This is a genomic window from Psychrobacter sp. FME5 (genome assembly GCF_014861375.1).
Taxonomy (GTDB): domain Bacteria; phylum Pseudomonadota; class Gammaproteobacteria; order Pseudomonadales; family Moraxellaceae; genus Psychrobacter.
In genome coordinates this window covers 26,000-42,776 of record NZ_RRYX01000018.1, presented here as the reverse complement: position 1 = coordinate 42,776, position 16,777 = coordinate 26,000, and the positions used below count along the sequence as shown (strand labels likewise).

The following is a 16,777-nucleotide window of genomic DNA, read 5'->3' as shown; positions in this document are numbered from 1 at the left end:
TTGCGATACACGTAAGTCCAAAACTCATCAACCTCTAAGCGTTCATAATAGCGCTTCTTAGGCGCAATCTTATAAACAGATGAGCCTATGGTGCTAAGCACTTTACCAATGCTAACTGAGGCTATAATAGCAATGTCTCTGACGCCACAGCCTCTCACTGTCATTAGCCGTATTTTATCTTCTATTCTAGAGTGACAGCCGTTATAAGTTAGGGCATGATCGCCAATAAACTGGCGTTTGCAGTCCTTACATTGATAGTTCTGCTTGCCATAGCTTTTTTTGCCGTTTTTCTTTAAACTGGGACTGTGACAGTCGGGGCAATTGATCTGTATTTGTGTCTTCATAACCTCAAATATATCATCTTGCTTCGGCTGTCACCCTTCTTTTATTACTCCAGCATACTTTTTGATACACCACCTAATATTTATATTTACTTACCTCTCATTTATTTATTTTTTTCATCAATTTTAGGAGGTTTTATGTCATTACAACAAATCATCGAACAAGCCTTTGAAAGCCGCAATGAATATAGCCCCTCTACCATGCCGCCAGATATTCGTGATGCCATCGAGCAAGTGCTTGAGCAACTCGATAACGGTCGCTTACGTGTTGCGGAAAAAAAGGATGGCGAATGGGTCGTCAACCAGTGGGCAAAAAAAGCGGTATTACTATCGTTCCGTTTAAACGACAATTACGTACAAGCAGCTGGCGAACACCTGCAATTTTATGACAAAGTACCGACTAAGTTTGCTGACTGGACTGAAGCGCAATTTAAAGAAGCCGGCGTACGTGTTGTACCACCAGCTGTGGCTCGTAAAGGCTCATACATTGCAGCAGGCGCAGTATTGATGCCGTCGTATGTCAATATCGGTGCTTATATTGATCAAGGTGCCATGGTAGATACGTGGGCAACGGTTGGTTCGTGCGCTCAAATCGGTAAAAACGTCCATTTATCAGGTGGTGTTGGTATCGGCGGTGTTTTAGAGCCGCTACAAGCTAACCCGACGATTATCGAAGACAACTGCTTCATCGGCGCGCGCTCTGAAATCGTTGAAGGCGTTATCGTCGAAGAAGGTGCAGTCATCTCCATGGGTGTCTATATCGGCCAATCAACCCGTATTTATGACCGCGAAACAGGCGAAATTCATCGCGGCCGTGTACCAGCTGGTTCAGTCGTCGTTCCTGGTACTTTACCTTCAAAAGATGGCACCCATAGCTTGTATGCTGCTATTATTGTGAAAAAAGTTGATGCGCAAACGCGTGCGAAAACTGCAGTTAATGAGCTACTACGTTTAGACTAAACACTTCATAGTGACGCGAGGGCGTGTCTTCATTTTGAAAACATTGGGGACGCCCCCTAATCATGGTAAGAAAATAAGATGCTGGGGTTTATTCCAGCGTCTTTTTTGTCGCTTAATAGCAGCTTAATAACAGACATTACGTTATAATTCACTTTTTTATTTTCGCATCTTTTCGTATCGCTTAGCCTTCGCGCTATTCATACCATCACACTGTCTTTTATTTGATATATGCTTGTTCGCATTATCAATCTTCTAACTGTATTTGAAATATTATGAGTGAGTTATCTTTACGCAGCGCGGCCATTCCTGTCACTGACCCTGAAGCAGGGTTACGTTTGACTGAGATCTTTTATTCCCTACAAGGCGAAGCGCTTACCTCAGGCTTGCCGACGATATTTGTGCGCTTGACTGGTTGTCCGCTACGCTGTGTCTACTGCGATACTGAATATGCTTTTAGCGGTGGCGAGCGGCAGTCGCTTGAGACCATCATGGCAACCATCGCAAGTTTTCCCTGTAAGCGCATCTGCCTCACAGGTGGCGAACCTTTAGCACAGCCAAATGCTATCGAGTTGATGAAGCGTCTACTAAACGATGGTTATGAGATTTCGCTTGAAACGGCAGGCGCGCTCACGGTCGAAAACGTACCGACAGCGGTCAGTAAAGTCATGGATCTTAAAACCCCAAGCTCAGGTGAAGCCGATAAAAATCTTTGGTCGAATTTGGATTATTTGACTCAACATGACCAAATTAAATTTGTCATTATGAACCGCGAAGATTATGACTGGTCGAAGACAAAACTGATTGAGCATAATCTCAATGAATTGGTCGGTACAGTTTGGTTTTCACCGATGTTCAATGTCGCGGACGATATCGATGCAGATGCTAGTAAAGAGATGAGCATCTCCGATGTACCCGTACTGGCGCGTGAACTGGCTGAATGGATACTGGCCGATGCCCTACCGGTACGTTTTCAGTTGCAACTGCACAAAATCATTTGGGCGGATGCTAAAGGTAAATAAACAATCAAAATTCTAAAATAAAAAAATCAGATAGTCTGCACCAACCATTTGAAAAAACGAAACAAACAAATCGCAAGCTGACGGTAAGGACACAGGGATGGTCAAATTAATTTTATTGGGCTTATTGGCGGGCGCGTTTTTTAGCTCCACCTTTATTTTAAATGAGCTCATGAGTGACGCCGGTGGTCATTGGTTTTGGTCAGCGAGCCTGCGCTACATTTTTATGTGGCTCATCATTACCGTCATTATCACCATGCAGCATGGCTTTGGTCGTATCAAAGAATTGACGACTATTTTTCGGCAACACTGGGGCTTTTGGTGTGTCACCGGCAGTATCGGTTTTGGGCTATTTTATACCGGAATTTGTTATGCTGGTGACCATGTTGCAGGCTGGGTAGTCGCCGCGACCTTTATGTTTACCGTGGTTACCAGTTTATTGGTACTACTGGCATTTGGGCAACGCTTCGACAAAAAGTTCATTATTTATGCTTTTCTAGTCTTTATTGGGGTGGTATTGGTCAACCTCAGCGAGGGTTTACGTGCCTCTGCTCTAGCCGATGCCAATACTGTACCAATGAGAGATATGATACTATATGGTGCACTGCCTGCGCTGGTTGCTGCTTTTAGTTATCCAATCGGTAATCAGCTGGTTTGGCAAGTGTCTCACAACTCCCGTAAGCATAGCGCCGAGCAACAACAGGCGAGAGAAAATGCGGCTCATAAAAATGCAGCTCATAAAAACAGTATCGACGATCATAGCCAACCGCTCATATCAGAAGCTTACGATTTACCTGCCGCCAGCTATGATACAGCTAACACCAATGCTAACGACGTTAACAGTGAAACCAATGCAGCTATAGCTGAGCCGACATCCGCCTTACAAAACCTCATCGCTCGCATTCCTGCTATCGAAACCACACTACTGCAAAATGCCTTTAATAAAGTATGGCTTATGACCCTCGGTAGTTTGCCATTTTGGCTTATTTTAGGCGTGATAGTGCGCCCTGAGCAACCCGATACTGCCCAAATCTTTAACACCTTGCTAGTGGCTATACTGGCAGGGGTGGCAGCGACGAGTATATTCTTATATGCGCGTGAGAAAGCGGTTACTTCTAGTGAGGTGGCTGGGGTCGACTCTACCCAAGCCAGTGAGGTGATATTTGCGTTAATCGGTGGCATATTATTGCTTAATAATGCCGTACCTTCTGCCTTGGGATTGGTCGGTATCGGGCTGATTATGCTCGGGCTGATATTATTTGCGAAAGATGGTTGAGGCTAGCAGATAGCAATGATGAACAATTTTATCTTTCCTGATATTTTGCTATATCTCTTAGATATGGTTGGCGTCATTGCTTGCGCTATCGCCGGCACTTTGCTGGCGCAGCACAAAGGCTTTGATATTGCAGGCTGTATCTTGGTATCAATGGTCAACGCCATTGGTGGCGGTACACTACGTGACATGGCACTTGATCGCCATCCGCTATTTTGGATGACCGATCTCAACTATATTATCGTGATTACTGTCACCTCGCTTGTTTTACAGATATTCTTTCATCTGTACCATAAGATTGATAATGCGCTCAAACTCTTTGATGCCATTGGACTTGCGGCTTTCAGTGTTATTGGATTTAACGTCGCGCTGGCACAAGATATGTCACCGGTCATTGCTATGATGATGGCCGTTTGGACTGCCATTATTGGTGGGTTACTACGTGATATCATCTGCAATGAAATACCTTTATTGCTCCAGCGTGAGATTTATATTACCGCCAGTATTGTAGGATCGTTGACTTACCTAGTGCTCGATCACTGGGGTGTTGATACTGTTATTAATGAATTTATAATGCTGTTTGTCATTTTTACCGTGCGCATGTTGGCACTCAAATTTGACTGGCATCTTCCCTCCATACGCTTAGTGGATTAACAGGTGCCTAACCTCTTAGCTGCCTGAGCACATTTTCTATGTGAATCTTTATGATCAGTTTTATTAGCGTCGATGTTATTAGCGTCAGTGTCTATGCGTGGCTAAATGCCTGTTGTGTGACTTTATTTGGTCAACCTTTTGACATGTTATTCGCCTCATCTTTAAACGTTATGGCCTCCTCTAGCGTTGCTGCCTCTGTGAGTCCAGCTGTTGATACTGTGGTGCAGAGTCCACTCGTTCTAACGCCCGAGTTTGTGACGCGATTTGAGCCAACCTCGTTTATGTTTTGGCTTGAGATGTTTGGTATTTTTGCCTGTAGTGTCTCAGGAACCATTTTAGCCAAACATAAGAACTTTGATGTATTTGGCTGTATTTTAGTGGCGATGATTGCCGCTATCAGTGGCCCTACCGCGCGTGATATTATTCTTGATCGCTATCCACTATTTTGGATGGTGAATATGAACTACTTACTTATTATTACGATCACTTCAGTTGGCTTTCAGATGTTTTGTAATCCAAAAGCACGACATGTGGACGGCTTATTAAAGCTTTTTGATGGCTTGGCGCTGGCTATTTTCACCTTAATCGGTATCCAAGTCGCACAAGAAATGGGCGCAAATATTCCTGTTTGTATCCTACTTGGGGTGTTGAATATTTTGTTTGGAACAGTCATTCGTGACATGCTATGTAATGAGATTCCATTGGTATTGCAGCGCGAGATTTATGTGACCGCAGCGATTCTTGGCGGGATATTATATTTTGTCATGGAAGGTATGGGTTTTACGCCTTGGATAAAAGAATCCGTGACGATGATTACTATTTTCGTCATCCGCATGTTAGCAGTACGCTATGATTGGCATTTTCCAGATATTAGTTTGATGAAGAAAAATCATATTTAAGATCGAATATAAGCGTGCATTTTTATATTGAATTGGTACTACAATCGATAGTAAACACAACGTGTAAAATCAAAAAAAAGGGCGTCAATCATCAAGATTAACGCCCTTTTAAATCAATAATCATGAGCAATACTTTTAGGTCTCAGTAATAACCGCCAAATCCTTAACCATTAATTGCAGACTTTGTTTGCCATTCCATTCATTAATATCTAACTCAAATAGAATATGTACGTTTTCGGCGCGATAGTCCCAAGCGTTGCTATCAAAATTAAATTGAATGGCCTCAATCGGATACTGGACCTCAGGATAACGCAGCGACAGCTTAAGGTGCTTGTCTTTTAATATCTTAAAGCTTAGCACTTCAAATACGCCATCAAATATCGGTGGCGCAAAGCCATGACCCCAGATACTGGCATCGGCTAAATGCTCAGCGAACCATAAGCTAAAGTCACTCGCTTGTAATGCTCCATCGGTAAATTTTTGCTCAGCAAACACTTCATCATCCATTTGTGCCATGACTTCGTTAAATGCTGACACAAAACCCTCAAAGTTACGGCGTTTAATAGTCAAGCCAGCTGCCATGGCATGACCACCAAAATGGCTGATTAAATCAGGGTGCTGTTCGGCAACTTGTTCAATCGCATCACGAATATGCACGCCAGCGATAGAGCGAGCTGAGCCTTTAATCGCATCGTCGTCACCAGTACGCTCTGTATCTGCTGGGGCAAAGACGATACTCGGCAGATAATGGCTTTCTTTTAAACGTCCTGCGACGATACCGATAACGCCTTGATGCCAATCATCTTGATATAAAACGATGCTACGATTGCGATCGTCAATTATCTTTTTTTCAGGCTTATTCTGGACAATAAGCTCACTACTTTCATCACTATCACTATCTGTATTAGTAGTAGCTAGCGCTTGCACAATACTATCCGCTTGCGTACGCATCTCGCCTTCGACATGACGACGAGTACGATTAAGCTGCTCAAGCTCTTGCGCCAGTCGTTGTGCGGTTGGCCAATCATCCGTTAATAAGCACTCGATACCTATACGCATGTTATCCATACGCCCAGCGGCATTGATACGCGGTCCTAAGACAAAACCAAAGTCTTGCGCATGTAACTGCTTGGGGTCGCGTCCTGCCTGCTCAAGTAACGCTAATATTCCTAGCGAGCAGCGCCCTTGACGAATAGCTGCCAGTCCATGATGTACGAGAATACGATTGTTTTTATCGAGTACACCCACATCAGCAATCGTACCAAGTGCCACCAAATCCAAATACTGGCTGACTTGGACGGTAGACTTGCTTGCTTCACGGCGTAATTTTGCCAATCGACCGAGGACATAAAACGCTACTCCAACCCCTACTAAAGCCTTACTAGTAAAGTGGCAACCAAGCTGATTGGGATTGACCACAGCTTCAGCAGGTGGCGTTTCTTTAGTCGTGAGGTGATGGTCTGTAATAATGACGGTGATACCATCGGCTTGCGCGCGTGCCACACCTTCATGGCTTGAAATGCCATTGTCTACCGTGACAATCAAGTCAGGTCGATAGGTTTCGATACCCAATTCGACGATTTCTGGCGTCAAACCATAACCATATTTAAAGCGGTCAGGCACCAAGAAATCGACCACCGCGCCCATCGCTGTCAGTGCACGCATCATCAGCGCCGTGCTGGTCGCCCCATCACAATCAAAGTCACCAACGATAAGAATACGTTGCCCTTCATCAATAGCGACGTCCAATAAACGCACCGCTTCAGTGACACCCTGTAGCATCTCAGCAGGCAATAAACCGGACAGCTGAGTTTCAAGCTCATCAGGCTGCACGATTCCTCGACCCGCATATAGGCGAGCAAGGGTTAAGGATTGGGCGGCAAGCGGTTGCAACGCGGCGGGCAACTCGTCGATGCGAGTGCTGGTATAACGGGAGGTTAATTTTAGCATGCCAGTATTCTACTGACTTTGGTAAGCGGTCACAATGGTAATTTTTAATACTGCCGTATAAGGTTATCGATTGCTTACGGGCTCAGCATGACATAATTTATATTCAGGCGGGCTATTTACAAAAACGGTGCATAGCGACTGTATTTTTCTGCATTTTGCTACAAAGCAATGATTGTATGCCGCTTATAAATCCATAAAATAGGTAACAACTGAGATATTCGCTATCTATTGGCCTATTTATACTTGAGACGTTATATCGTTTTTAATAAATTTGTTAACTTATAAGGAAACTTTATGAAAACCACGCCAGTCGCTGAAAAACTACCCAACACTATTGATCCTAATCTAGACCTCGAAAAAGTCAAAAAAGAATGTCTGGGTCTGGTTAAAAAGCGCGCCAAGCTCTCAGCTGGTGTTGCTATCGTTCCTGTGCCATTTTTCGATGTGGCCGTTGATGCCGGTATGCTAACCATGCTGTTACCTGAAATCAGTGAACGCTTTGGGCTGTTAAAAGATCGTCAAGGCGCTGTTGATTTAGAGTCACGTGAAGTACATTGGGGTGCGCTAAAAGACCGTACTGTTGATTTTGCCGGTTTGATGGCGACACGTGGTATCGTTAAAAAAACGGTTCAAGGCTTTGGTGGTCGTATCGCGGCTAAGCAAGTCACTAAATTTATTCCACTTGGCGGGCAATTGGTCGCGGCAACTATGGGTTATATGATTTTTAAGAAAATCGCCACTGACCATATCAACGAATGCTATAAATTGGCCAAAGACATTCAAACCAAACAGCATGGTAAAAATGTTTAAAACCATTCAATATTAGATAATGCCATTTATTCGAGACAGTCGTCTATTACTAGCCAGCTAAACATATTTGTCTTAGCTGGTTTTTTATGTTTACTGATACAGTCTGAGCCAATCATGGTTAATGGTGTCATTGATAGGCTTTACTGATAATATACCGCTTGTTTGGCAAAAACACCTTTCGACTAGAGCCTGTCCTCATTTTGAAAATAGTGATAAAAATGAGATAAATAATAGCCAAACATAAACTTCAAAAATAAATAAAGACGTTAAAGGACTAACTTATGAAAAAACGCTTGGCTTCAACCATAATGCTTGCCACTTTTGCTTTGGCTGGATGCACAACCACTGGCGGTATGAATAATAATGCAGACAATGCGATAGGTACTGCAAATGAGATTGGCATGAATGTTTTTAAATCTGCCATCGATAATCAGTGCCGTAGCCAAATTGAAAAACAAAATGCTTGGCGTGTTGCGAGCATGGCGATGACTGAGACACAACAAGAGACTGTGAAGAGCAATGTTTGTGGCTGCGTTAGTGAGCAAGCGCCGCAGCAAGTCACTATCGTTGAACTGGGCAATGCCGCAATAGATGCACAATATCGCACCCAACTGGTCACCAGAGTCGTCGCCAAATCCCTACAAAGCTGCTATGCAAGTTTCGCCAAATAAAACCTGCATACTGTCTATAGCTGATACAGTTCAAACAATACAGCGCTGCTTGAATGCTTGCTTTTAAAAAACTAAGAAGGGTGCGTTATATATAACGCACCCTTCTTTATTATTGATTATTGATTTCTTGCAGTATTTTCTACAATCGCATTAATCTAAACTGGTTTACAGTTCATTTGTAGTATGCGGCTTGGACATTAAAGATGCGGTAGGCGCTAATGTTTTGTTATGCCGAAAGTACGTTGATTTACCATCAAGTATTTTACTTACCTCTTTGATTAAATCATGAATAATATCATCATAAACGCCATGATATAGCTCAGTTTCGAACGCCGTAAATGGATGCTTACGTGCTGCCGAGCTGACCTCTGTCACACCTTGCTTGGTATAAAAAATATCAACTCGACCATCGCTATTGAGTACACAATTTAATAGACCGCCTTCTAGCTCCATCTCTACACGCTCAGGCATGAAAATGTAGTCATCCACATTAATGAGCTTTTTTTCTACTTCTCGTTTAAAAAATGATTTGATATCAAACATAACTATAATCACAACCTTAAAATCATAAAATACGTTAGCATGCCTGACTCTACGACTATTACTCAGCCTTGTTTACCTACTTAATAGAGCCTACTTTGTTAGCTTATCCTATAAGATGTATAGCTGGTTTTTAAGATGGAATATGTAAAACTACGTTTGAGGTTGGTAAAAGCCTATATCAACCTTATACATCAGACTAGGGGCTGTATAGAATTCAGCTAAGGAACTGACAGAGACTATTTTTTAGGCAATTCGACGCCAAAAATAGTAAGTTTAGTTATTCTAAGCGCGATAGTTTTGGCTATGAAGTGGCAAAAAATAGTCCTGTTCCTTCGGACTGATGCTAAAATCGCCCCAGACGTTGTTGTAAATCTAGCTAAGGTCTCGACATTACCTTCGATTTACGCCTAGTCTGGAATTATTTTAGCGATCAGCAGTCCTAATAGATGAATTCTATACAGCCCCTAAACGAAAAAAACGAGTCACCCTCGTAACCCGTCCTTATTTTTTCAAACTTTAGCTTTATCCATTAAATCAAATGTGCTTTTAACTCCAACACTTTATCACGAGTCTTCGCGGCTTCTTCAAACTTAAGATCACGTGACATCTGTTGCATTTGCTTTTCTAAACGCTTGATTTCTTTGGCAAGTAAATCAGGACTGCGTAGGATATTGATATCTACATCGGGCAGATTACTTTTGACCGGAATCGCTTGATTGTCATTGGCATCAAGGTCATCGCCTGTATCAATTTTATCAGTGATACTACGGCGCGCGCCTTTTGGTGTGATGTTATGCTCGATATTAAAGGCAATTTGCTTTTCGCGGCGGCGATCGGTCTCATCAATCGCTTTTTGCATACTGTTGGTGATGCGATCGGCATAAAGGATGGCTTTACCATTCAAGTGACGCGCAGCACGACCAATGGTCTGAATCAACGCACGCTCAGAACGCAAAAAGCCCTCTTTATCAGCATCAAATATCGCCACCAATGACACCTCAGGCATATCCAAGCCTTCACGCAACAGATTAATACCGACTAACACATCATGCACGCCAGTACGCAATTCATGGATAATTTGCGTGCGTTCAACGGTGTCAATATCTGAATGCAAATACGCAACTTTGACATCGTACTCTTTCAAATAACTGGTCAAATCCTCTGACATACGCTTGGTCAAGGTGGTGATTAGTACGCGCTCATCTTTTTCACGGCGTTTGGTAATCTCTGATAGCACATCATCGACCTGCGTTAATACTGGACGAATCTCAATCTCAGGGTCAATCAGTCCGGTTGGACGCACGACTTGCTCGACCACTTGCTCGCTGTGTTCAAGCTCATATAGTGCAGGCGTGGCACTGACATAAATAGTCTTTGGCTTGATACGCTCCCACTCTTCAAACTTCATTGGCCGATTATTCATCGCGCTCGGTAGACGAAAGCCATAATTGACCAAGTTTTCTTTACGCGATCTATCGCCTTTATACATCGCCCCAATTTGCGAAACGGTCACATGTGATTCATCGAGGAACAATAAAGCATCTTCTGGAATATAATCAAACAAAGTCGGCGGCGCTTCCCCCGATGGACGTCCAGAGAGATGCTGTGAGTAGTTTTCGATACCGTTACAGTAGCCGAGCTGTTGAATCATCTCCAAATCATACTGCGTACGTTCTTTGAGACGCTGGGCTTCAACCAGTTTATTATTATCGCGGAAATACTCCAAGCGTGGCTCAAGCTCAGCGCGAATGGTATGACTAGCAGCTTCTAATTTATTACGCGGTGTTACGTAATGCGATTTTGGATAAATGGTAATACGCGGCACGCTACGCACCGTTTTTCCTGTTAACGGATCAAACCAAGTGATTTTCTCGACTTCATTATCAAATAGATGCACACGTACCGCCAACTGTTCAGACTCAGCAGGATAAATATCCAATAGCTCGCCGCGTAATCGATACGTACCGCGCCCAAAGTCTAGCTCATTACGGGTATATTGCATTTCGACCAGACGCTTAATCGTCGCGGTACGGTCTATTTTGTCACCAACGACGACATGCAGTAGCATTTTAAGATAGCTTTCTGGATCGCCCAAACCATAGATACACGATACCGACGCGACGATAATCGCATCACGACGCTCAAGGAGTGCACGCGTCGCTGACAAGCGCATCTGATCAATATGATCGTTAATGGCGCTGTCTTTTTCAATAAAGGTATCACTAGCAGCAACGTAGGCTTCTGGCTGATAATAGTCGTAATAACTGACGAAGTATTCCACCGCATTATTGGGGAAAAACGACTTAAACTCACCATATAGCTGGGCAGCTAGGGTTTTATTATGCGCCATAATAATAGTCGGACGTTGGCACTCAGAGATGACCTTTGCCATCGTATAGGTCTTACCAGAGCCCGTCACCCCCAATAGCAACTGTTCGTCCATACCAGTATTGATACCCTTGACCAGTTTTTCGATTGCTTGCGGCTGATCACCAGCGGGCTCAAAATCAGTGACCATCTCAAAGGCACGGCTTGATATTTGCGTTCCAGACGCATTGACACCACTAATTTCAGCTTCACCCTGTAGCTGAGTGGCCAATTGGTTTAACTGACGCGACGAGCGCGGTTCAGGCATTCGCATAATGGCTTTCTTCTTATTAAGGTTTATAACAATGTGGGGTCTAACCATCTACTTTTAAAGGACAATTAAGCGTTATTATCTAGCCTACCACTGGCGAAACATGCATTCCTAAATATGCTAACGCCTACTTTATTTTTGATAAAAACATTAAAATAGTTATAAAAAATGCACACAGCATCCGCTAAAATTACAAAGTCTTTCACGGTTAACAAAGTCATTACACGAGCACCCAATAAAGCCTAACACTCAATGCTACCAACATCGATTTAAGCTGCTACTATTGATCATGAATTAACAAGTAGTACATAAGCAAAACACCAATAACAACACGTTAAACATTCAAATCAATAAAACAAACTTAATAAATAACGGAGCAAAATATGAGAGAACGTTACGCGAGTGGAATAGATAATGAAACTGCAAAAAAAATGGTAGATTTGTTAAACTCTAATTTAGCCAATCTGATTGATTTAAGTATGGACAGTAAACAATGCCATTGGAATCTACAAGGTACTGGTTTCATTGGCGTTCATCAATTATTAGATGAGACCTATGATCGTTTGACTGAGGCTTTTGACACGGTCGCTGAACGCATTGTTATCCTCGGCGGTAAAGCCAATGGTATCTCAAAACGTGTCGTTGAAGACTCTATTTTAGAGACCTACCCTACTGATATCACTAAAGTAGATGAGCACGTTCGTGAGCTTACCAATCGTTATAAAACCATTGCAGCTTCATTGCGTGAAGGAATCGATACTGCTGGTGACGCCGGTGACGAAGATACTGCGGACCTATTGACAGAAGTGAGCCGCACTATTGATAAAGATGCTTGGTTCATCGGTGCCAATGCGCCAAAGAAATAAGACGATGACTCATCGCTTGAAATAAAAAAGTCTTGAAACAATAAAGCCTTGAAATAAAAAAGTTTAGTAAAAAAATGGTCGTCTAATTAGACGACCGTTTTTTTTACGCGGGTAGAAGCGGCACTTTATAACAAGCGCGTCTCTTTTACTTTTAACCAATCATATTAGTGTTACTGGCTTGGCTATTAGGCAAATGCAGAACTTCGGCATTGGGCACTGACAGCGTCAAAATAGCTTCTTGAAATATTGGATTGTCACGGAACTGGTTTTCGATATCTTCGATTTTTTGTGCGATCTTTTGCTCTTGTTGGTTACCAGCAATATCAACTGCTGCCACCATAAATATCTTTTTAGGCCCAACCCACTCTAAGTGTAGATAAGAGACACTATCGATATCCGGATGATCGAGCAGTTCGGTTAATACATAACAATGCATTTTGTCTGAGACTCTATGTCCTACCAAAAAGTCACGGTTACGACTGATTAAGAATATTGCAACCACACCTAGCAATATTCCTACAATGATCGACCCAAGTGCATCCCAAAACGGCTGTCCAGTATAAGCATGCATCCCCATCGCTACTGCCGCTATGACCAAGCCAATCACTGCTGCCAAATCCTCAAAAAACACGCCGCGTAAGGTTGGATTGGACGTATCAATGACATAACCGATAGCACTAACATTAAGCGCTTCGCCTTGCTTTTTACTCTGTCGATAAGCTTGCACCAAAGAGAAGCCTTCAAGCAAAAATGCAACCGCTAAAACAATAAAGCCAATGGTATAATTAGTCTCGGCTTCAGGCGCATTCCATTCAGTAATACCGGTATAAATAGAGACAACTGAGCCTGCCATAAAGACACCAAAGGCGGCAATCATCGACCACACATACGACTCTTTGCCATAGCCTAATGGATGGCTTTTATCGGCGGGCTTGACAGCTTTCTTTTCTGCCACAATGAGTAAAGTGCCGTTGCCTGCATCTGCCCACGAGTGTGCTGATTCCGCAATCATAGAAGCAGAGCCGGTCATAAATGCAGCCACTGTTTTGGCGATGGCAATAAGAAGATTGGCACCCACTGCAATCATCACAGTGATTAGTGAACCAGATTTTTTACTATTATTATTAGGCGTAGGATCCGTATGAGGGGGAGTTTTAGTAGATGTATCGACTACAGCACTGAGGCTAATATCAGATTGAGAAGCACCCGTACCGCGAGTATAGCTACCACGCGGTATGGGTTGAGGTTTTGAATCGGGTTTTGGTTTTTTTAAACTCATGTAAGTCTCAATCCATAGTGTATAGAATGGATAAACACAATTTAACTTTTTAACTTTAAGCGTTAACTGTCTTTATCCATCTTAATAACCATTAAATTTAGTCGAAAACCCGTTTATTATCAGTAAGGTTTTCGTGAGACTTTGTTTAAGTTTTGGTTGCTTTAACTATTACAAAATTTCTTCTTAAAGTGTATCTTTTTTACTATTAGATTGATGAGTTGTCAGCTCTCCAACCATATATCCGTCAGCTGTGTCATGGTCAGTTTTATTTTTGCCGCCTAGGTCTTCACTAATCATTTCGTCGATACCACAACTGGGGCGATGTGAGTCTTCCATGCGCATTTTTTTACGCTCTAGGCCTGCATCAAAGCGGCATTGCTGCATGGGGTTTTTAATCTCAAGCTCAGGTATTGGTGTTGGTTTGCCGTTATCATCAATGGCCACCATGGTAAAATAGCAGCTGTTGGTATGGCGCACAGTACGAGCGCGGACGTCTTCTGCCTCGACACGTATACCCACTTCCATCGAGGTTTTACCAACATAATTGACACTTGCCGCAAAAGTGACTAATTCGCCAACGTAAACTGGCTCACGAAACATCACTTGATCGACTGATAACGTCACCACATAACTACCGCTATACCGGCTGGCACAAGCATAGGCGACCTGATCCAGCATCTTTAGCAAATCACCGCCATGCACATTACCAATGAAGTTGGCCATATCGGGCGTCATTAGCACCGACATATATAGCTCATGGTTTAAAGGTGCTTTTTTAGCTGTGGAGCTGGTGTTGTATTGCGACATAATATTCCTTACCGTTATCAAAAACCTATTTATTCAGAACCTTATTTATACAGTAGCTTTTGAGATAGCGCAAATAAGTAGCCGATAAAAATAGTTTTTATGGGGTAAATATAGAGTGTTCTATCAGACGACATGCCCTCAACTTAACCAGTGAAAACGGTATGCAAGCCAAGCCACAATTGTACTGACCGTTCCCGTTAATAACCCACCCCAGACAAAATCAACCAAGGCTGTATCTAAGGTATAGCCTTTATACAACGCCAAACTGGTAAAGTCATAAGTACCATAAGCCATCAGTCCTATTAGGCCACCTAATAAGAAAATATGACCCAATGAAGCGTTGGCTTTGATTTGTGGATAGAGAATAATGATACACAGCACCAGTAGATAAAACATATAAAACACGCCAGCTGCAATCATGTTAGGCTCATCGGCAAGCAAATGTCCGATACGCTTTTCATAAAAAAGACCGGTCATAGTCTTGAGCCAAACTGCATCAATACCCAAAAATATGGCAACGGCTGCAATATAAATAAATACATAACCCATAATAATATCCCCTTTTATAATGGTCGCTAAACATTAGGCACAGCGATGTAGATGTTTGGCTCAATTTAACGACTCAATGAAGTGGTTATCTACAATAATTAAATTGCCAATGGCAAGTCAGAGAAATGCATAATATCAATATTATCTGGCTTCACCGCTGTCAATTGCACCACACCAATCGTCCGCTCCAAAAACCCACCTTCGCAGTAACAGAAGTAAAAATCCCACAAGCGGATAAACGTCTCATCATAACCAAGCGCGACTATCTCTTCGCGCTGCCCCATGAAGGCAGCACGCCAATCCCGCAGCGTATGCGCGTAGTCAAAACCGTAATCATGTAGCTGCTTAATAACCATATCGGTCTGCTCAGTAAACTGATTGTTTAGCTCTTGATTGGACAGTAAGCAACCACCAGGAAAGATGTGCGTTTGAATAAAATCAACCGAATTTATATAATCTTGGTAGTTTTGGTCATTAAAAGTAATCGCTTGCAATACCATCAATCCCGTGGGCTTTAGGAGACTATTACATTTAGCAAAAAAAGTCGGCAAATACTCATGCCCAACCGCCTCAATCATCTCGATACTGACCAATTTGTCATACTGTCCTGTCAGCTCGCGATAGTCTTGTTTCAGCAAGGTTATTTTATCTGATAAACCTGCCGCTTTAACACGACTCTGTGCCTCTTCGTATTGGGCATCCGAGATAGTTGTTGTCGTTATTTGACAGCCATAATGTGTGGCGGCATAAATCGCAAAACCACCCCAACCTGTACCGATTTCGATGACATGATCATCAGCAGAGAGTTGCAACCGCTGACAAATGAGCGCCAATTTATGCTGCTGCGCTTCAGCCAATGTTGCTTCAGTGTTTTTATAAACTGCTGATGAATACATCATGGTATCGTCTAAAAAACGCTGATACATATCATTGCCCAAATCGTAATGCGCTAAGATATTGGACTTAGATCCAGATTTATCATTTTTACGCAGTTGATGCTTGGCTTTTTCGAACGCCTTACTCACCCCCGCAAAGCGGCTCTCAAGTTTATTAAGTACCGCCAAGTTACGCGCCGCCAACCGAATCAATCCGGTCAAGTCATCTGTATCCCACTCACCATTGATATAGCTGTCTGCCAAAGCAATAGAGCCCCCAAGTAGCAACTGACGATAGACAGCACTATCATAAATCATCAAAGTGACATTTAACGAATGGCGGCCCACTGCTGAACTGCTTGCTGTGCTAGTAGAGACGCTTCCAAAGTTATTTGTCTTAGGTGCTTGCTCGCCAAACGCTTCGATTATAGTCAGGCTACCAAACTGAATATGCTGTAACGCACGAAATATCAATTTTCTTGCGACTTGATTGATCCCGTCACTGACAGGTTGTAAGATAGCGCTTTCATTGATTTTTTGGCTGATGCTGGTAGTCATCTTGGCTAGTGTTGAAGCGGGTGCTCTATCGGTCGGTCGTACTGACATTGTCTACTTATCCTTGTTTAAATGGCATGTATTTCAATCT

General features: G+C 42.8%; 15 protein-coding genes and 1 pseudogene. 8 read left to right on the top strand and 8 right to left on the bottom strand.

Annotation, left to right across the window (positions count from 1 at the left end):
* The coding region (locus tag EI161_RS04545) for an IS1 family transposase (RefSeq protein ID WP_192529080.1) at positions 1-344 on the bottom strand (344 nt) is incomplete at its 3' end.
* Positions 345-479: 135 nt separating this feature from the next.
* Between EI161_RS04545 and dapD the strand changes: the two genes are divergently transcribed.
* The 5 genes from dapD to EI161_RS04520 all read left to right on the top strand — a co-directional run bounded on the left by dapD (position 480) and on the right by EI161_RS04520 (position 5,143).
* A complete protein-coding gene (dapD, locus tag EI161_RS04540) occupies positions 480-1,301 on the top strand; it encodes a 2,3,4,5-tetrahydropyridine-2,6-dicarboxylate N-succinyltransferase (RefSeq protein WP_192522613.1) in 822 nt (273 codons plus the stop codon).
* 272 nt (positions 1,302-1,573) lie between these two features.
* Entirely contained in the window at positions 1,574-2,320 is a 747-nt protein-coding gene (gene queE / locus EI161_RS04535; RefSeq protein ID WP_192522614.1) for a 7-carboxy-7-deazaguanine synthase QueE, read from the top strand.
* A 97-nt stretch (positions 2,321-2,417) separates the two neighbouring features.
* On the top strand, positions 2,418-3,593 hold the full coding sequence (locus EI161_RS04530; RefSeq protein ID WP_192529079.1) for a multidrug resistance efflux transporter family protein: 1,176 nt from the start codon (positions 2,418-2,420) through the stop codon (positions 3,591-3,593).
* A gap of 15 nt (positions 3,594-3,608) precedes the next feature.
* Positions 3,609-4,244, top strand: a complete 636-nt coding sequence (locus EI161_RS04525; protein WP_192522616.1) for a trimeric intracellular cation channel family protein — start codon at positions 3,609-3,611, stop codon at positions 4,242-4,244.
* A 50-nt stretch (positions 4,245-4,294) separates the two neighbouring features.
* Positions 4,295-5,143 carry a trimeric intracellular cation channel family protein gene (locus EI161_RS04520; RefSeq protein ID WP_225735221.1) on the top strand — a complete coding sequence of 283 codons (849 nt, stop codon included), beginning with the start codon at positions 4,295-4,297 and terminating at the stop codon, positions 5,141-5,143.
* A 135-nt stretch (positions 5,144-5,278) separates the two neighbouring features.
* On the opposite strand, the gene recJ is transcribed toward EI161_RS04520, so the two are convergent.
* Entirely contained in the window at positions 5,279-7,093 is a 1,815-nt protein-coding gene (gene recJ / locus EI161_RS04515) for a single-stranded-DNA-specific exonuclease RecJ (RefSeq protein WP_192522617.1), read from the bottom strand.
* A 294-nt stretch (positions 7,094-7,387) separates the two neighbouring features.
* Here recJ and EI161_RS04510 point away from each other — a divergent pair, with 294 nt between their 5' ends.
* A complete protein-coding gene (locus EI161_RS04510; RefSeq protein ID WP_192522618.1) occupies positions 7,388-7,903 on the top strand; it encodes a hypothetical protein in 516 nt (171 codons plus the stop codon).
* A gap of 281 nt (positions 7,904-8,184) precedes the next feature.
* Positions 8,185-8,574, top strand: a complete 390-nt coding sequence (locus tag EI161_RS04505) for a hypothetical protein (protein WP_192529078.1) — start codon at positions 8,185-8,187, stop codon at positions 8,572-8,574.
* A gap of 165 nt (positions 8,575-8,739) precedes the next feature.
* On the opposite strand, the gene EI161_RS04500 is transcribed toward EI161_RS04505, so the two are convergent.
* Together EI161_RS04500 and uvrB are read right to left on the bottom strand one after the other, a co-directional pair.
* Positions 8,740-9,117, bottom strand: a complete 378-nt coding sequence (locus EI161_RS04500) for a hypothetical protein (protein ID WP_192529077.1) — start codon at positions 9,115-9,117, stop codon at positions 8,740-8,742.
* 529 nt (positions 9,118-9,646) lie between these two features.
* Positions 9,647-11,758, bottom strand: coding sequence for an excinuclease ABC subunit UvrB (uvrB, locus tag EI161_RS04495; protein ID WP_192522621.1), 2,112 nt, complete (start codon positions 11,756-11,758; stop codon positions 9,647-9,649).
* Positions 11,759-12,138: 380 nt separating this feature from the next.
* Between uvrB and dps the strand changes: the two genes are divergently transcribed.
* A complete protein-coding gene (gene dps / locus EI161_RS04490) occupies positions 12,139-12,621 on the top strand; it encodes a DNA starvation/stationary phase protection protein Dps (protein WP_192522622.1) in 483 nt (160 codons plus the stop codon).
* Between the two features lie 151 nt (positions 12,622-12,772).
* Here the strand turns inward: dps and EI161_RS04485 are convergent, their stop codons facing one another.
* From EI161_RS04485 to EI161_RS04470, 4 genes and pseudogenes are all read right to left on the bottom strand, one after another.
* Positions 12,773-13,900: a cation diffusion facilitator family transporter gene (locus EI161_RS04485; protein WP_192529076.1), complete on the bottom strand. Its 1,128-nt coding sequence runs from the start codon at positions 13,898-13,900 to the stop codon at positions 12,773-12,775.
* Between the two features lie 303 nt (positions 13,901-14,203).
* Positions 14,204-14,707 (bottom strand): annotated as a pseudogene (locus EI161_RS04480) (acyl-CoA thioesterase); the annotation flags it as partial.
* A gap of 138 nt (positions 14,708-14,845) precedes the next feature.
* Positions 14,846-15,256 (bottom strand): DUF2177 family protein, encoded by a 411-nt coding sequence (locus tag EI161_RS04475; protein WP_192522624.1) that lies wholly within the window; start codon positions 15,254-15,256, stop codon positions 14,846-14,848.
* Positions 15,257-15,354: 98 nt separating this feature from the next.
* Positions 15,355-16,737 (bottom strand): SAM-dependent methyltransferase, encoded by a 1,383-nt coding sequence (locus tag EI161_RS04470; RefSeq protein ID WP_192529075.1) that lies wholly within the window; start codon positions 16,735-16,737, stop codon positions 15,355-15,357.
* Positions 16,738-16,777: the final 40 nt, after the last annotated feature.